Genomic DNA, 18,109 nt, shown 5'->3' on the forward strand with positions numbered 1-18,109 from the left:
TATAGAGAGACAAGAGTTGATAAAGCACTTTTTTGTTAATATAAATAAGAATATGGAGATAGAAATATTAATATATTAAAATTCACAAAGTGTCACAGTGAATAAAAATGACAAAGGTTTAATGAAAAGTCTATTTCTAATATAATTTTAATAATTATAACAATTATTTAATAAGTTTGTTGTATTTTGGGAAGTTGCTTTGTTGCGGTAAGGAGAATATTATGAAAGAGCTTAATTTATTTTATATAGATGATTGCAAAATTAATCATGATGTTATTGCTTCGTTTTTGAAGGACATGGAAGTTAATATTAAATACTTTTATTATGCAATAACAGCTCTAGATTATATGAATTTGAAAAAACCGGATATTATTATTGTTGACTATATAATGCCTAAAATGAATGGACTAGAATTTATTAAGAAGTTTAGAAGTTTTGATAGAAAGGTACCTATTATTTTAATTACTGCCGCCAGTGATGAGGCTATAAAGTTGAAAGCACTAGAAAGTGGAGCTACAGAGTTTTTGTACTTACCATTTAATAAATATGAATTTATTATGAGAGTAAGAAATTTATTGGAGTTAAGAAAATATCAAAGAAGAGTTGAAAATAAAGCGATGGTATTAGCTCATGAGATTAAAGAAGCTACTAAAAGTATTACAGAGCGTGAAAAAGAAACTTTAGAAGTGTTAGTTGAAACGGCTAAAAAAAGGGATTCAGATACAGGAAATCATGTAATAAGAGTAGCTAAATACTCAAAAGTATTAGCAAAAGCATTAGGTATGAGTGAAGAAGAGCAAGAAGAAATATATTATGCAGCTAAACTACATGACTTGGGTAAAGTTGGAATAAGCGATCAGCTAATTAATAAAAGTGGACAATTGACCTTAGAAGAGTTTGAAGTAATGAGAACTCATACAACAATAGGATATGATATATTGAAAAATAGTAGAAGTAAATATCTAAAAAAGGGGGGGATAGTAGCCTTATCTCACCATGAAAGATATGATGGGTTAGGGTATCCCAATCAATTAAAGGGAAATGAAATACCTATAGAAGGAAGAATAGTAGCTATAGCAGATGTATTTGATGCATTATTAATGAAAAGGAGCTATAAGGATAGTTGGTCTATTGAAGAGGCAACGGATTACATAAAAGGGAAAAGAGGAACTCAGTTTGATCCTTATTTAGTTGATATATATATAGATAATATTGAAGAAATAAGGAGAATTAGTTATGAGTTTAAAGATTAAATCCAATAATTATTGGACGAAAGGATTTTTTTTTATTGGAGCTTTTTCAATTCTAATACTAATTTCTATATCTTATATATCAATAGTAAAATTAAACTTAAATTTCAATCGAAAAAAATGTATAAGGTCTATATCTGAAGCACAACTTAGTTTAGTAGAAAACAAACTTGAGACAAGCGTCCAATTGTTATATCTTTTATCAGATTTTATGGATATATATAGTCAAGAAACTAATAAAGATAAAAAAAATAATCTATTGAATGATGTATTAATTGATACTAAATTTTATGATATTGGATTTATTAATTTAAATGGAGATGTAGTAACTGCTAATAACAATTATTATGATGTTAAAAATAAAAAGTTTTTCTATGAGATTATAAGTGGAAAAAAATATTATTTTGAATATGAATTTGATGAACAAATTAATGAATATATATTTTACATAGCTATACCTACATACCAAGATAAAAAGATTACAGGAGTTATTTTTGCCAAAGAGGGAGCTAGTGAAGTAGTAGGGTATTGTGATCATCAGGAAAATATAGGTGAAATGGACAAGTATATTTTACATTCTGATGGAACGATTATTTGTAAAAATAATTCTAGTGGATTTAATATTGGAGAAAATTTCTTTAATGAATTAAATGACTACAATAAGAATAATAAAATTTTAGATATACAAAATAAAATAAAAAATAAACAAAGTACAATTAACTTGTTAAATTATAAAGATGGATCCCAAATAGTGTCTATTTATCCTATTAAATATACAGAAGATTTTTATTCTATTACTTCTGTTGATTCAAAACTTATTAAGCAGAGTGTAGCTAGTATTGAAAAAGGAAGTTTTATTTTGATAGTACTATTTCTATTTTTAATAGAATTTAGTTTGTTTTTATTGTTAGTATATAGAGAAAAAAATAAAAAATTAAAAGAAGAAAATTATAGAAAGAAAAGATTTTTATCTAATATTAGTCATGAGATAAGAACACCAATGAATGGAGTTATTGGTTCTGTAGAGCTAGCTTTAAAGAATAAAGATAATCAACAAAAATTACAGTATTATTTGAATAATACACTAATTGCATCTAATAATTTATTAAATTTATTTGATGATTTATTAACCATGACTAAAGGAAAATTAGGTGAACTTAGACTATATGAGGAATGTGTAAGTGTTAGAGAAATAATTCAAAAGGTAAACTCAATAGTTTTACCAATTTTAGAGCAAAAGAAAAAAAGATATACCATAGATATAAGTTCTTTAGAAGATATTAGCGTAATATGTGATAAAAATAAGATAGTACAGATATTAATTAATTTAATTATTAATTCATCAAAGTTTACTGAAGAGAATGGAGAAATCCATTTATCTATTAAACTTATAAAAATTAAATCTAATAACATCGGCCAATTTGTATTTTCAGTAGAGGACAATGGAATAGGAATGACAAAAGAATTTATGCATAAGATGTTTCGTCCTTTCACTCAAGCAGATGAGTTTAACTCTAAGCATAATGGTGGAGCAGGTTTAGGGTTATCAATAACAAAATCAATTGTGGATTTAATGGGGGGAGAAATTGAAGTAGAAAGTGAATTAGCCCATGGAACTAGGTTTGATATTACATTACCATTAAAAATTATAGATTCTAATCTTATAAATGTAAGTTGTTACAAAAATTTTTCTAATATAGGACAAGGTAAAAGAGTACTACTTGCTGAAGATGATGAGATAAGTAGAATTATAGAATGTGAACTTTTAAATAGCCTGGGATTTGAGGTTGATGCTGCTATTAATGGAAAAGAGGCATATAAAAAGTTTATTGATTCAGATAAGGATTATTATGATCTTATACTAATTGACCATATAATGCCAGAAATGAATGGCTATGAGTGCTGTAATAAAATACGTAATAGCAATCATTGGAATGCAGAAAGTATTATAATACTTGGTATGACTGCAGGTTCATTAAATAAAAGTGAGAAATTAATTAGTAAATCTGGGGTAAATGATTGTTTAACTAAGCCAATTAATAAGAGTGTATTTATAGAAAAGTTAGAAAAAGTTTTTTAATAAATATTTAGGTATAATTGAGGGGAATGAATAATGAAATTTAGATTTATATGTTATAAAGATGCAATGATAAGATTACAAGGAGATAATGTATTGTTTTTTAATTTGTTGAAAAAGTTTAGTGAGAGTTATGGGGAGTATATTAAGAGGATAGAATCTTTAATTAATAATTCAGATTATATAGAGGCATATGAAGTGACCCATTTAATTAAAGGAACTGCTGCTAATTTAAGTATGAAAAATTTAGAGGTGGTAAGTGACAAACTTTGTTATGCGTTAAGTGATGCAGATGAAGTTGCTATTGAAAGTTATTTAGTTAAGTTTAAAAGAGAGTTTGAGTATGTTTTGGATGAAATAAAGGAGTATTTAAGTGTTGGAGGTGACTTATGAAGAATGTTTTGTTTTTGCTAAATAACTTACATGGGTATGTACATATAATTCGTGAATTAATGGACTCCAATATTAATGTTAATATAATTAGCGCTTATAATACTCAGATTATTTCAGCTTTACCTAAGGATTTTTATGAAATAATAATTGTTGAAGATATTAATGAAAATAATTTTTCGCTTAACTGTGCCAAATTATTAAAAAGAACATGTAAAGAAAGTGATATAATACTAATTTCTGATAATAAGGAAGCTTACTTAGATACAGAAATATTAAAAATAATATCAAAAAAGTTTTTTTTAGAGAGGTATAGAAAAGTACTAGAGTCATGTAAAGTTAAATGGATAGAGAAGATGAATAATCCTAAGGTAGAAAATAATAATTTTATTGAAGAAGATAAGAATATTATTATAGTTGATGATGATTCAATATCATTAGCCATATTAGACAATATTCTAACTATAGAGGGATATAATGTAGAGCCTTTTGATTCAGCAAATGATGCTATAAGACATCTAAGTTTTATTGAAAATAGTGAAAAGAAAGTAAGTTTATTTATATTAGACTTAATTATGCCTAATATAGATGGATTTAAACTATTAAGGAAAATACGAGAATATAATAATTTTAGAAATGTTCCAATATTAATTGTTTCGTCAATAAGTGATAAAAGAGTGGTAGCACAAGCAGCTAAATATGGAGTAAGTGGATATATATTAAAACCATTCAATAGAATTGATGTTAAAAATAAAATAAAGTCAGTAATAATTCAATAGATTTAATAAAAGGAGTAGTTTATACTGCTCCTTTTATTGTAAGTATATAAATGATATAATCTCTATGTAAATATTTACTTTGTGTTTACAGCAAAAGATAATAGGGGGAAGTAATATGAGAGAAAAAACTAGTGAAGATAGTATATATAATTTTATTACTAACGTCTGTAGAGAACAGGAAAGAAAAAATGGAATTATAACTGGTTGCGATACCAATTATATTGCAGAGGGTATGAAGTTAAAAAGATCCAATGTAAGTGCGGTTTTAAATAAGTTATGTAGAGAAGAAAAACTAATAAAAATAAAAGGGAAACCTGTTATCTATAAAATAACTGAAGAATTATTAATTGAAAATAAGTTAGATGAAATTCAGGTAGATGAAGTTTCTGTATTTGATGAATTAATTGGAAGTGAAGATAGTTTAAAGGGATGCATTTTACAAGCTAAAGCAGCTATAATGTATCCTCCAAGGGGATTACATACTTTGTTGCTTGGAGAAACAGGGGTAGGGAAGACACTATTTGCAGAAACAATATATAAATATGCTAAATCAACTAAAGTATTAGATGAAGAGGCTCCTTTCATTTCGTTTAACTGTGCTGATTATGCAAACAATCCTCAATTATTACTTTCTTATTTATTTGGTGTAAAAAAAGGAACATATACAGGAGCGAATGAAGATAGAGAGGGGATTGTAGAAAAGGCAAATGGAGGAATATTATTCTTAGATGAAATTCATAGATTACCTCCAGAAGGACAGGAAATTCTATTCTACCTAATTGATAAAGGGGAGTATCGTCCCTTAGGAGAAGTAGAAAAATATAAAAAGGTTGATTTACTAATTATATGTGCAACAACTGAAAAGAAAGAGAAAGTTTTATTAAGTACGTTTAGTAGAAGAATACCTATGACTATTTCAATACCATCTCTTACAGAGAGAACATATAAAGAAAGATTTAAGCTAATAAGTGAATCATTTTATATGGAAGCAAAGAGAGTAAATAGGGAAGTAGTAGTAACGCCTGAAGCTATAAAAAGCCTTTTATTATACAATTGTACAGGAAATGTTGGACAACTTATGAATGATATTCAGCTTGGTTGTGCCAATGCCTTTTTAAGCAGTATGGTAAATAGAAATAAAGAGATAGTAGTAGATATTAATCAATTCCCTGATTATGTTAAAAGGGGAATACTAAATTATAAATCAAATAAAAAAGCGATAGATAAAATAGTAATTGAAAAGAGCTTATTTAAGTTTACAGGGGATAAAGAAAAGCCAATTGAATCTATAAGAGAATCAGAAAATAGTCTTGTTACATTATATAATAGCCTTGAAAATCGTATGGAGCAGCTTAAGAATAGAGGATTAAATAAAGATGATATCTATATGATTATGAGCATGGATATAGATAAATATTTTAAAAATTATATATATAAAATTTCTACAGATATTAATAAAGAAGAAATATCTAAGATTGTAGATGGTGTTCTGATAAAAATGGTAGAAGATTTTATGGAATGTGTAGGAATAAGATTGAAGAGGGTATTTACAAAGCAAATATTCTATAGTCTGTGTCTTCATATTAGTACCTCTATTGAAAGAATTAAGCAAGGAAGATTTATTGTTAATCATAAGTTACAAGAAATACAAACTAATCATAGTAAAGAATTTGAAATATGCTTAGAGTTGGCGCATAACATAGAAAAGGTATATGAGATTAGTATTCCTAAGGATGAAGTTGGTTTTATAACAATGTTCATAACTGAAGAATATACAAATAGTAATGAATATGTAGATAATAAGCCAAGAGTGCTTATTGCTATGCATGGTGATAGTACAGCAACATCTATGAAGAATGTTGTAAATAGGTTACTTGGAAGCAATAATACTTATTCATATGATATGGATTTAGATAAATCTACAAAGGAAGCTTATGAAGATATAAAAGAAATAGTTAAAAATATTGATGAAGGTTCTGGAGTAATTCTTTTAGTAGATATGGGATCTTTAGATAGGTTCGGAGATTTAATTTATAGTGAAACTGGAATAAAGATTAAAGTAATAAATATGGTAAGTACTCTTATTGCCATAGAAGTTGCAAGAAAAGCACTAATTAATAACGATATTGAAGAAATATATAAAGATACTATTGATAATATTAAATATACATTTAGTTATGATGACACAAATTATAATAGGCATGAATATAAAAAAGAGAATATAATAGTTACTTTATGTATTACTGGCGAAGGTGCTGCAGTTAAGCTTAAGAGTATGATAGAAAACAATAAAGTGGTTAATGATAAAAACATTGATATTTATGCTATGTCTATATTAGATAGAGAAGATATGTTAATTAAGATAAAAAGACTTTCAAATGAAAAAAATATTATAGCTATTGTGGGCAGTGTAAATCCAGATATATATGGAATACCATTTGTTCCATCAAGTGAATTATTTAGTAATGAAGGATTTAATAAAATAGAAAAACTTATTGAGATGGAGTCTTCTAAGTTTACACCTATAAATAAAGGTAAAGACGATACAGAAGATATGTGTGGCAAAATAATTGAGGCATTTAAAGGGGAAATAAAAACTTATGATTTAGCTTCTACTAAAGATGAGTTGATTCAATTTATTTATAATGTTGAAGAAAAGTTTGGATTAACTCTGAATTTAGATACTATAGTAGGTGTAATAATGCATATGATATCTAGCATTGATAGAATTAAACTTGGGGAACATGTAGAAAAGCATATAGATAGAGATAAGCTTACAATAGATAAGGAAGGGATAAGTAAAATAAAAGAAGTTTTAAAGCCAATAGAAAAGAAATGCGATATGGAATTTGTTGATGATGAAATTTGTTATGTATACACATTAATTAAAAACCTATAGTATATGTGTATAAAACAATGTGTATATTTGGAATCATGATGTGTATATTTTAGATTTGATCAGTATAATTAGAAAATACACATGAAATTAATAAAAAATATTAATATTTAGAGATGCTGTAAATACAGGGTTTACAGCATCTTTTTTGTTTTTTATATAAGAAAAAATAAAGTTGTAGAAGTGTATGGCATGGATATTGCTATATAAAAATAATGTAAATGATATCATTAATGTTTTGTTTGGAGGAATTATAAATGAAAATTTTATTGATTTGCGCAGCTGGAATGTCGACAAGTTTAGTAAAGAAAAAAATTGTAGCTGCTTTTGGTCCAGAAGAAGAAGGATGGACAATAAATGCAGAAGCATATGAAAAATTAGAATCAGTAATAAAAGATTACGATGTTATATTACTAGGACCACAAATTGCTTATAAAAAAGATCAACTTTTAGAAATAGCTAATAAGTACAATAAACCACTTAGTACAATAAACCCAGTTGATTATGGTATGGGCAATGGAGCTAATATATTAGAACAAATTAAGAAAATGATTAATGAATAGTCTTAAATGATAGGAGGAAATAAAATGAATAGTTTTATGGAAAAGTTAGAAAATGGGTTAAACTAAATATTTAATGCCGCTAGCAGACAAAATAAATAGAAACAAAGTTATGACAGCAATAAAGGAAGGTATGATGTCTTCACTTCCTGTAACGTTAATAGCATCAGTAGCACTTATTTTAAGTAACTTCCCATTCTTAAGTGATTTTGCGCCAAGCGTAGATGCTATATTAAAGAAGATATTTTCACCAATAAGTCCTATTACATTGGGATTACTAGCTATATATGTAATTATAGGTACAGCAAGAAGTTATTCTAAACAAAAAAATATAGATCCACTTTATGGTATTATGTGTGCTTTAGCTTCATTTTTATTAGTAACTCCATTTACAGCAGTTACAGATGTAATTGTAAATGGTGAAACTATTAAAGGGGCAATTGTAAATGGACTTATTCCAACTAATGTATTAGGGGCATCAGGGGTATTTCCAGCATTATTAGTTACTTTTATATCAATAAGTGTTTTAGCATATTTACATCACAAAGATTTTACAATAAAAATGCCAGATTCAGTTCCTGAAAATGTAGCAAAACCATTCTTATCAATTATTCCATTTGGTGGTGCTATATTAGTTGCACTTGCTATTAGATTAATATTTGAAGTGACTCCATTTGGTACATTACAAAACTGTGTTGATACAATTATTACAAAACCATTCTTAAGTTTTGGTAATAACATATGGGTATTCTTATTCATACTTATCGTAGCGCAAGTACTTTGGTTCTTTGGAATTCATGGAACAAATTTAGTTTTAAATACTGTATGGCAACCAATTGCAATGGTAGCAATGGCAGCAAACTTAGAAGCATTTAATGCAGGAGAACCATTACCATATGTTTTAACAGCAGCATTTACTTGTTTTACAGGACAAGCTAAATTATCAGAGATAGTTGCTTTATGTGTTGTTGGTAAGTCAAAACAATCAAAGGCTATAGGTAAATTATCATTAGTACCAGCACTATTCAATATACACGAACCATTTGTATTTGGTTTACCAGTAATCATGAATACTACATTAATGCTTCCATGGATATTTGTTGAAGCACTACAAGCTGGGTTAGCTTACTTATTAGTAATTTTAACAGGAGCAATTCCAATATTCCAAGCACCATGGACTTGTCCTCCAATTATACAACAATTAATTGCGACTAACTTCAATCCTTGGTCTGTAGTTATAACAATAGCCACTTTTGTATTAGGATTTGTTATATGGGTACCATTTATGAAATTATTAGATAAGCAATACTTAGCAGCTGAAAAAGAACAAGAAGCTTCAGGAGACTCTGTATAAGCATAAAAACTGTTTAGAACAAGGAGAAAAGACAATGGATCAAGAATTAATAGCACTAAATTTAATATCAAACTCTGGAACAGCAAGAACAAAAGCGTTTGAAGCACTTCACAAGGCAAGAGAAGGAAAATATGAGGAAGCAAAAATGTTGTTAAAAGAATCTGAAGAAAGTTCTTTACTTGCCCATAATGCACAAACAGAGTTATTACAAGCAGAAGCGAATGGAGATAATTCTAATTACAGTATTATTATGGTTCATGCTCAAGATCATTTAATGACATCTATTTTAGCTAAAGAGTTAATAGAAGAGATGGTAACAATGTACAAAGAATTGAAAAAATAAAATTAACTTTAAGGGGTAGAAATACATTAATGTAATTTCTATTCCTTAAAGGGCTATATAAATAAATATTAAGGCGGTGTAGCAATGAATAAAGCAGAATTACAAAAAATATTTGATGACTTAACATTAAAAGAAAAAATATACCAACTAGTTCAATTATCAGGAGAATTTTTTAAGTCAGACGCTTTAGCAGTAGGGCCAAAACAAAAGTTAGGAATAGATCAAGAAGTAGTAGATAATGTGGGATCAATATTTAATGTATTTGGAGCAGAGCAATTAATAAAGATACAAAAAGAGTATTTAGAAAAGAGCAGACATAAAATTCCGCTATTATTTATGGCTGATATTATAAATGGATATAAAACAACATATCCAGTACCACTTGCTTTAGGATGTACATGGAATCCTAAATTAGTAAAAGAAGGTATGAGTAACACTGCAGAAGAAGCAGCAGTTACAGGAATTCACATAACATTTTCACCTATGGTTGACTTGGTTAGAGATGCTAGATGGGGAAGAGTAATGGAATCTACAGGTGAAGATAATTATTTAAACTGTGAATTTGCAAAGGCATTTGTTGAAGGATATCAAGGTGATTTAAATCCAGATAAAAATATAGCATCTTGTGTAAAACACTTTGCAGCTTATGGTGCACCAGAAGGTGGAAGGGAATACAATACCGTTGATATGTCTGAAAGAAGATTAAGAGAAGATTATCTGCCAGCTTATAAAGCAGCTGTTGATAGTGGATGTGAGCTTGTTATGACATCATTTAACACAGTTGATGGCATTCCAGCATCAGGTAATAAGTGGCTTATGAGAGATGTGTTAAGAGAAGAATGGGGCTTTAATGGAGTAATAATTTCAGATTATGCTGCAATTCAAGAACTTATAGCTCACGGAGTTGCAGAAGATGATAGAGAAGCAGCAAAGCTTGGCATTGAAGCTGGTGTTGATATAGATATGAAGACACCTGTTTACTCAAATCAGCTTGAAGGCTTGGTTAAAGATGGGGTTATTAGTGAAGAACTTATTGATGAAGCAGTATGGCGTATTTTAAATCTTAAAAATAAGCTTGGATTATTTGAAAATCCATATAGAGGAGCGAATATTGATAAAGAAAAAGAAGTAATCTTATCACCAGAAAAGCGTAAGCTTGCTAGAAAAATTTCAGGTGAGTCAATAGTATTACTTGAGAATAATGGTGTATTACCACTTTCAAAGGATAAAAAGGTTGCTCTTATAGGACCATATGGTGAAAGTAGAGTGTTATCTGGTTCGTGGGCTATTAATAGTAATCCGAAAGATGTTACACCGCTAATGGATGCAATAAAGGAAAAGATATCAGAAGAGAATTTCACATATGCAAAAGGGTGTGAAATGATTGAAGATAAATCTATATTAGGTGGGTTTGGTAGAGCTGTAGAAGAAGAAAAAATAGAGTTTGATCCACAAAAAGATATAGATGAAGCAATTGAAGCTGCAAAAAAATCTGATGTTGTTATTATGGCTTTAGGTGAACATCCTCTTCAAAGTGGAGAAGGTGGTAGTAGAACAGAACTATCCATAGAAAAGATACAGTTAGAATTATTAAAAAAAGTAAGAGCATTAGGAAAGCCAGTAGTATTAGTGATATTTAATGGAAGACCACTTGTGTTAACTAATGTAGTAGAGAAAGTTGATGCAATTGTAGAAGCATGGTTCCCAGGAACAGAAGGGGGAAATGCAGTTGCAGATGTTATATTTGGAGATGTTAATCCATCAGGAAAATTAACTATGAGCTTCCCAAGAAGAGTAGGGCAAGCACCTCTTTACTATAATGAATTTAATACAGGAAGACCTGCAAAAACTTCTATTCACAATTCAAGATTTACTTCTAGATATATAGATGTAGAAAACAGTCCATTATATCCATTTGGATATGGATTATCTTACACTAAATATGAGTATGGGGATATTAACTTAAATTCAGATAAACTAACTAATGATGGTGAAATAATAGCTACTATAAAGGTGAAAAATGTAGGTAGCGTGGCAGGATTAGAAACAGTTCAATTATATATTCAAGATATAAAGGGTAGCGTAGTAAGACCAGTTAAGGAACTTAAAGGATTTATGAAGGTTGAGCTACAACCAGGTGAAGAGAAAGAGGTTAAATTCACAATAAATGAAGAAATGTTAAGATTCTATACTGCTAGTATGGAATTTAAATCAGAACCAGGAAAGTTCAAACTATATATAGGATGTAATTCATCAGAAGTTAAAGAAACTAACTTTGAACTACTTTAATTAAGGGGGAGTTAATATGAGTTTTCCAGAAGGATTTTTATGGGGAGGAGCAACAGCTGCAAACCAATGTGAAGGAGCATATAACGAAGGTGGAAGAGGACTAGCAAATGTAGATATAACACCACATGGAAAGAATCGTTTTAAGGTTATGCTAGGTTTAGATAATACATTAGACTTTCATGAAGAAGAATACTATCCAGCTAAGGTTGGTATAGATATGTACCATCATTTTAAAGAAGATATAGCTTTATTTGGAGAAATGGGCTTTAAGGTTTATAGAATGTCTATAGCTTGGTCAAGAATTTTTCCGAATGGAGATGAAGAAACTCCTAATGAAGAAGGGCTAAAATTCTATGAAGACCTATTTAAAGAATGTCATAAATACGGAATTGAGCCTTTAGTTACAATAACACATTTTGACTGTCCTATTCATCTAATTAAGAAATATGGTGGTTGGAAAAATAGAAAGCTTGTAGGCTTCTATGAAAATTTATGTAGAGTTTTATTTACAAGATATAAAGGATTAGTAAAGTATTGGTTAACTTTCAATGAAATAAATATGATACTTCATGCACCATTTATGGGAGCAGGATTATTAATTGAGAATAAAGAAACAGAAATGAAGGATAAATATCAAGCTATTCATCATGAGCTAGTGGCAAGTGCTTTAGCAACAAAGATAGCCCATGAAATTGATCATAATAATATGGTTGGATGTATGCTTGCTGCAGGAAACACTTATCCTTATACTTGTAAACCAGAGGATGTATGGAAGGCAATGGAAAAGGATAGAGAAGGTTATTTCTTTATAGATGTACAAGCAAGGGGACAGTATCCTAATTATGCTCTAAAGAAGATGAAAAGAGAAGATACTATGCCTGCAATGGAAGAAGGAGATTTAGAGCTATTAAAGAATAATACTGTAGACTTTGTATCATTCTCATACTATTCAAGTAAAGTTGCAAGTACTGAAGAAATGGCTCCAACCACTGAGGGAAATGTATTTGCATCTGTTAAAAATCCATATTTAAGTGCTAGCGAGTGGGGATGGCAAATAGATCCACTTGGATTAAGAATTACATTAAATTCTATTTATGATAGATATCAAAAGCCATTATTTATTGTAGAAAATGGATTAGGAGCTAAGGATATAATTGAAGAGGATGGTTCAATTAATGACGATTATCGTATTGAATATATAAGAGAACATATTAAAGCTATGCATGATGCTATTGAAATAGATGGAGTAGAATTACTTGGATATACAACTTGGGGATGTATTGACTTAGTTTCAGCTTCTACTGGAGAAATGTCAAAACGTTATGGTTTCATATATGTGGATAGAGATGATGAAGGAAATGGAACATTAGAAAGAAGAAAGAAAAAATCTTTTGATTGGTATAAAAAAGTTATTTCATCAAATGGTGAAAGCTTAGAATAATATAGAAAGTAGTTCATAAGCTCTTAAGCTTATGAGCTACTTTTTTTATTCTTTAGGAAAATATAAAATTTTAATTAGCTATAAATTAAAGTTATAATTACAATTTCATATTAAAAAATATAAAATTAGTGATAATAATTTTATAATTTCCTTACATTTAGTAGGAGTGGGGTGAGATATTTGTTTTGGTGTGACTTAGAGCTTACGACGGAACGAGCAAAATAAATATCCCCTATCTTTTTTTATTAGCGATGTTTTTATATTTATTTGTTAGTAGTGGCAAAAAGTTTGGGAGTTAAGTTACATTTAAGCTTCAAGTATATTGTAGAAATTAATGGATTTAATGTAAAATAAATATAAAATGAAAATTATTATAATTTATATGTGTCGAAAAATGCTTATTTATGTTGGGAAAAATAAATAAAAATGATATAATTATGTAAAGAATATTTAAGTGTTCACAAGGAGTACCTATGATTGGGAAAATAACAAAAAATATAGTTTGTTACATAACAAAAGGAAACCATTTTACAAAAGAGCAGTCAGAAGAAATGGAGTATACTTTAAAAGTATTACTATATGAAATAATAAAAATTATTTTTGAAGTTTTATTATTTTATATCATTGGATATAGCGAAGAAGTAATAATGATTATTTTAGTTATGGTATTTATAAAGCCATTTATAGGAGGATACCATGAATCTACACAATTTCGATGCTTTATTGTAACAGTTATAATAGAATTATTCATAATAATTTTAGCTATAACTAACCAACTAAATTTTATCAGCAAATTAATTTTAGGAGTTATAAATATATTCTGTATATATCATAGGGCACCTATTATTAATGACAAAATGCCCATGAAAAAGGAAGAGAGTATAAAAAGAAATAGAAAAATAGGGATTACTAACGTATTTATATTAACTTCTTTAGCCATTATTTTTTTTAACGATAGGTTATCCTCTGTAATAATGTGGACAATCACTGTATTAACAATGTTGATGTTTAATAAAAAGTAATATAAGTTTGCAAAGGAGGGAGAGTTTTGAAGATTAGAAAGAATATAGGAAGTTTAATTTTACTTTTAGCTACTGTAGTTATATCAGGTTCAGCATCTATGTTCGGTATAGGTGTTGAAGATATGCCAGACTCTATGAAAAATAAAAGATAAAACAAGTTTAGGAGAGATTAATTTTGACTTTAATTATAGCTGACATAATAAATAGTATTCTTCAAGCATTAGTATTTATAATATTACCTAATTATTGTGTAAAGGATAAATATAAAAATAAAAGTGGTAGTGTTATATTAGCTGTTATTTTAGTATGGCTAGGATTACAAATAGTAATGAAATTTCTGGGTAACTCAAGCATAAGTATTATAATGAGTCATTTAGTCCCTTTTGTTATTGTATTGATGTTTTACAGAAGGGATAAAATTAGTGTAACCATATCCTATAGTATTTTATATTTAGTAGGTGGATTATCAGCCCTAATTAGTAGTAAGCTTTATTGGGCCTTTATTCAACCTATGTTACCTAAAGGGTACACAGAACTAGGGTTAGTAGTGTTTATATACGGTATAAATTATATACTTTTTTTATTAATTCTTATGAATAAGAAAATATTCTATAAATTATATAGAGTAATTAAAAGTAGAAATATTTCAATCATATTTTTAGTTTTATTGACAGTATTATTAGATTTACTTCTGTCTTTTGATAAGATAGTTAATTGGAGTGATGATCCTATGTATAGAGGCTATGTGTTTACAATAATAGTATTAGCTTTTGTAGGTGCAACATTGTATTTTGCTTCAATAGAAAAAAGGTCAAGAGAGATAAGAAATTTAAATGATGCATTAGAAGAAAGAATAAAAGAGCTAAATAAGATAAAACATGATTATGGAGCACAAATTTCATATTTATATGGATTACACTTAATGAAGCGTTATGAAAGAGTAGGAGAATTGTTAAAGGATATAATTAATGGACATAATAGTATAGATACAGCAATAGAAGTATCAAATAATTCGGATTCAGTAATAGCTATAATTACTAAAGGAATTAGGCATACAGGAATTAAGGTTATATTAGATGAACATGCAGATTTAAATGATATTGAGATGACAGAATTTGAATTGCAAAAAGTTCTCTCTAATATTATTAGTAATGCAGTAACAGCAATGGATGGACAAGGTATATTAGCTATTAGAACATTTGAAAAATTTAATGATATAGTTATATGTATTCAAAATAATGGACCTATGATAGAAGATGAAGTAATAGATAAAATTTTTCAATCAGGCTTTTCTACTAAGGATAATTCAAATAGAGAGCATGGGTTTGGGTTAGCTATAGTTAAAGAAACTATAGAGAAATGTAAAGGTAAAATATCAGTAACTAGTGATATTGAAAAAACAGAGTTTATTATAACTATACCAAGAAAAGATAAATAAGTTTATTGGAAATCGCTTTGCGATTTCTTTTTTTATGTCTAGGAAAGTATAAAATTTTAATTAGTTATAAATCAAAGGAGTTACTATAATTTCATATTAAAAAATATAAAATCAAGTATAATAATTTCTTTACCTTTAGTATGAGTGGGATGGATATTTGTTTTGATGTGACTTGGAGCGCAACGACGGAACAAGCAAAATAAATATCTACCCCACCTTTTTTATTTAAGAAGATATTAAATAAATTTATATAAAAATAGTGTAAGATTTAATTAGGATATTCGTTATTAATAGTAGAGGCCTCTTGAAAGGAGTTTTTGTATGAAAATAAATGAAGAAAATTATTTAATAGAGCTCTGCAAGAAAAATGAAAAGGCATTAGAGTACATCATAGACAAATACTCTGCTATTGTAAACGGAGTTGTAAGAAAGGTATTACTTCCTTTAGAAAACAATGGGTTAATAGAAGAATGTATATCAGATATTTTCTTTAGTGTTTGGAACAATATAGATAAGTTTAGTGGAGAAAATGAAAAATTTAAGAATTGGATAGCAGGAATTAGTAAGTACAAGGCCATTGATTATTATAGAAAGTATAGTAATGAAAAGTATAAGACAAGTGATATAGATAAACATACTTTAAAAGATAACAAGTCTATAGAGGAAGATATAATTATAGGAATTGAAACTAGAAGGGTATTAGATTTAATAAATCTTCTTAAGGAACCAGATAAAAGTATATTTGTTATGAAGTTTTTATTTGGATATAGTTCTAGAAAAATATCAGAAAAGTTAGGTATAGGGGAAGGGACTATAAACACTAAAGTGAGTAGGGCAAGGAAGAAGCTTAGAGCTAAGTATAATACTACTTTAGAGGAGGTAGAAAATTATGAGTAATGATAAGGATATATATGAAGTGTTAAATGATATAGAATTTGATATAACCTCAGAAATGGAAATACCTATGGATGATATTCAAAAGAAAAGGCTTAAGAAGCAGCTAAAGAATAGGGTAAGAAGCACAAGAAGGTCAAAGAGATTAAAGATTGCTTTAGTAGCTAGTTTGGCAGTTGTATTTATGTTGGTTTCACCAATGGGAAGGGGTGTAGTAGCTAAGATAAAGGAAGCTTTGTTCTTTAATCCAGGATTAGGACTAGTTAGTACAAGTGAGGAAGTATACGTATTAAAGGAGCCTATAGTAACTAATATTGATGGAAAAGAAGCCTTGATAAAGAGTGTAATGAGCAAAGAAAATGAAGTAAGTATAGGGATTTGGATAGAATGTGGTTTTAATAATTCAAAAATAGAAGAAGAAAAGTATATAAACTCTTTAAAAGATAAGTTTAGTATAAGGCTTCCTAATGGAGAGTTAGTAAAAACAGATGTGTATTCAATAGGAAGTGATGGAATAAGGAGTTCCTTTAATCAAAGCTATAAAACTGAAGGGATAGTTAAAGAGTTTACTTTGGTAAGTGATAATAAAGATATTATTAGTATTTCATTAGTAGAAGGAGATAAGTTATATAAATATAGTGATGTTGGAGGAAATAGTAAAGATAGTGGCATTATGATTGGAGGTAATAAGTATATTTTTGAAGGAGACACTTATGTATCTCTATGGAATAAGGAAAATATTAATATTCAATCCAATATTTTTTATCCTAAAGATTACTTTTCAATTTCAGATGATAAAGGTAAAACTTATAATGTAAATTCTTCTACCTACTCAGGACAAGGAAATGAGTTTGTAATAGATGGAGAAGTAAGATCAAATTTAAATATTAATATAAATAGGGTAGAGGTAGACTATAACTTAGTAAACATGCCAAAGATAAAAGTTAAGATTCCTGAAAAGGGAGAAACAATAGAGATAAATAAAGAGATTTATTTAGAAGATATAGATGAAAAGATTTTATTAAAGTCCATAAAAGGAACAGAAAAATCAGTAGAACTATATTTTGATGTAAAGAAATTTAAAAAGGAAGATTCACAGATAGTCTTATTAAATGCAAGTTTCCGTAACCATGGTTGTATTGGTTCAGAGGATGGTTCTCCTATAATTATGAGTTTTGATTATGAAGACTTAAAACTATCAGAAAGAATAACTAGAAGGTTAGATTTCCAGCTTAGTGGAGTAGATTTATATAAGGCTGGAGATTGGAACTTTACAATAAGATAGTTTTTTAGTAACAAAAAGGGGCTGTATCAGATTAAGGTTTTTTACCTTAGGCTGATACAGCCTTATTTTTATAATTTTAAATTTTATTCAT

The 18,109-nt window shown here is 28.2% G+C and carries 15 protein-coding genes; all 15 read left to right on the plus strand.

The genetic code is table 11. The features are described from left to right. The first annotated feature begins 221 nt into the window (after positions 1–221). The 15 genes from I4V16_RS14875 to I4V16_RS14940 all read left to right on the plus strand — a co-directional run bounded on the left by I4V16_RS14875 (position 222) and on the right by I4V16_RS14940 (position 18,018). On the plus strand, positions 222–1,253 hold the full coding sequence (locus I4V16_RS14875; protein WP_049180087.1) for an HD domain-containing phosphohydrolase: 1,032 nt from the start codon (positions 222–224) through the stop codon (positions 1,251–1,253). Continuing rightward, positions 1,237–3,330: an ATP-binding protein gene (locus tag I4V16_RS14880; RefSeq protein ID WP_195966921.1), complete on the plus strand. Its 2,094-nt coding sequence runs from the start codon at positions 1,237–1,239 to the stop codon at positions 3,328–3,330. The genes I4V16_RS14875 and I4V16_RS14880 overlap by 17 nt, the downstream gene beginning before the upstream one ends. A 33-nt stretch (positions 3,331–3,363) precedes the next feature. Then, a complete protein-coding gene (locus tag I4V16_RS14885; protein ID WP_049180084.1) occupies positions 3,364–3,720 on the plus strand; it encodes an Hpt domain-containing protein in 357 nt (118 codons plus the stop codon). Next, entirely contained in the window at positions 3,717–4,496 is a 780-nt protein-coding gene (locus I4V16_RS14890; RefSeq protein ID WP_049180083.1) for a response regulator, read from the plus strand. The genes I4V16_RS14885 and I4V16_RS14890 overlap by 4 nt, the downstream gene beginning before the upstream one ends. 115 nt (positions 4,497–4,611) lie before the next feature. Beyond that, positions 4,612–7,395: a sigma-54-dependent transcriptional regulator gene (locus I4V16_RS14895; RefSeq protein ID WP_099329750.1), complete on the plus strand. Its 2,784-nt coding sequence runs from the start codon at positions 4,612–4,614 to the stop codon at positions 7,393–7,395. 254 nt (positions 7,396–7,649) lie between these two features. Continuing rightward, positions 7,650–7,955, plus strand: coding sequence for a PTS sugar transporter subunit IIB (locus tag I4V16_RS14900; protein WP_049178345.1), 306 nt, complete (start codon positions 7,650–7,652; stop codon positions 7,953–7,955). 73 nt (positions 7,956–8,028) lie between these two features. Next, a complete protein-coding gene (locus I4V16_RS14905) occupies positions 8,029–9,306 on the plus strand; it encodes a PTS transporter subunit EIIC (protein WP_207745437.1) in 1,278 nt (425 codons plus the stop codon). Between the two features lie 34 nt (positions 9,307–9,340). Then, complete coding sequence (locus I4V16_RS14910) at positions 9,341–9,649, plus strand: PTS lactose/cellobiose transporter subunit IIA (protein WP_049178347.1); 309 nt, start codon at positions 9,341–9,343, stop codon at positions 9,647–9,649. 84 nt (positions 9,650–9,733) lie between these two features. Beyond that, on the plus strand, positions 9,734–11,938 hold the full coding sequence (gene bglX, locus I4V16_RS14915) for a beta-glucosidase BglX (RefSeq protein ID WP_195542134.1): 2,205 nt from the start codon (positions 9,734–9,736) through the stop codon (positions 11,936–11,938). A gap of 16 nt (positions 11,939–11,954) precedes the next feature. Beyond that, positions 11,955–13,379, plus strand: coding sequence for a 6-phospho-beta-glucosidase (locus tag I4V16_RS14920; RefSeq protein ID WP_111937361.1), 1,425 nt, complete (start codon positions 11,955–11,957; stop codon positions 13,377–13,379). Positions 13,380–13,852: 473 nt separating this feature from the next. Next, a complete protein-coding gene (locus I4V16_RS14925; protein WP_065423182.1) occupies positions 13,853–14,401 on the plus strand; it encodes an accessory gene regulator B family protein in 549 nt (182 codons plus the stop codon). Between the two features lie 26 nt (positions 14,402–14,427). Continuing rightward, on the plus strand, positions 14,428–14,553 hold the full coding sequence (locus I4V16_RS17605; protein ID WP_271819503.1) for a hypothetical protein: 126 nt from the start codon (positions 14,428–14,430) through the stop codon (positions 14,551–14,553). 23 nt (positions 14,554–14,576) lie between these two features. Then, the gene (locus tag I4V16_RS14930) at positions 14,577–15,839 is read left to right on the plus strand and encodes an ATP-binding protein (RefSeq protein WP_049178350.1); all 1,263 of its coding nucleotides are present in this window, start codon (positions 14,577–14,579) and stop codon (positions 15,837–15,839) included. A gap of 321 nt (positions 15,840–16,160) precedes the next feature. Then, positions 16,161–16,736 carry a sigma-70 family RNA polymerase sigma factor gene (locus I4V16_RS14935; protein WP_049178351.1) on the plus strand — a complete coding sequence of 192 codons (576 nt, stop codon included), beginning with the start codon at positions 16,161–16,163 and terminating at the stop codon, positions 16,734–16,736. Continuing rightward, positions 16,729–18,018, plus strand: a complete 1,290-nt coding sequence (locus tag I4V16_RS14940; protein ID WP_049178352.1) for a hypothetical protein — start codon at positions 16,729–16,731, stop codon at positions 18,016–18,018. Before I4V16_RS14935 ends, I4V16_RS14940 begins: the two co-directional genes overlap by 8 nt. Positions 18,019–18,109 lie beyond the last annotated feature (91 nt).

Source organism: Clostridium sp. 1001283B150210_160208_E6, assembly GCF_015669365.1.
Classification (GTDB): Bacteria; Bacillota; Clostridia; order Clostridiales; family Clostridiaceae; genus Clostridium; species Clostridium paraputrificum.

Coding starts and splice junctions, on each gene's coding strand:
- bglX (WP_195542134.1), top strand. CDS start 9,734: ATGAATAAAGCAGAATTACAAAAAATATTTGATGACTTAACATTAAAA.
- I4V16_RS14940 (WP_049178352.1), top strand. CDS start 16,729: ATGAGTAATGATAAGGATATATATGAAGTGTTAAATGATATAGAATTT.
- I4V16_RS14935 (WP_049178351.1), top strand. CDS start 16,161: ATGAAAATAAATGAAGAAAATTATTTAATAGAGCTCTGCAAGAAAAAT.
- I4V16_RS14900 (WP_049178345.1), top strand. CDS start 7,650: ATGAAAATTTTATTGATTTGCGCAGCTGGAATGTCGACAAGTTTAGTA.
- I4V16_RS14890 (WP_049180083.1), top strand. CDS start 3,717: ATGAAGAATGTTTTGTTTTTGCTAAATAACTTACATGGGTATGTACAT.
- I4V16_RS14895 (WP_099329750.1), top strand. CDS start 4,612: ATGAGAGAAAAAACTAGTGAAGATAGTATATATAATTTTATTACTAAC.
- I4V16_RS14905 (WP_207745437.1), top strand. CDS start 8,029: ATGCCGCTAGCAGACAAAATAAATAGAAACAAAGTTATGACAGCAATA.
- I4V16_RS14925 (WP_065423182.1), top strand. CDS start 13,853: ATGATTGGGAAAATAACAAAAAATATAGTTTGTTACATAACAAAAGGA.
- I4V16_RS14880 (WP_195966921.1), top strand. CDS start 1,237: ATGAGTTTAAAGATTAAATCCAATAATTATTGGACGAAAGGATTTTTT.
- I4V16_RS14920 (WP_111937361.1), top strand. CDS start 11,955: ATGAGTTTTCCAGAAGGATTTTTATGGGGAGGAGCAACAGCTGCAAAC.
- I4V16_RS14875 (WP_049180087.1), top strand. CDS start 222: ATGAAAGAGCTTAATTTATTTTATATAGATGATTGCAAAATTAATCAT.
- I4V16_RS14885 (WP_049180084.1), top strand. CDS start 3,364: ATGAAATTTAGATTTATATGTTATAAAGATGCAATGATAAGATTACAA.
- I4V16_RS14910 (WP_049178347.1), top strand. CDS start 9,341: ATGGATCAAGAATTAATAGCACTAAATTTAATATCAAACTCTGGAACA.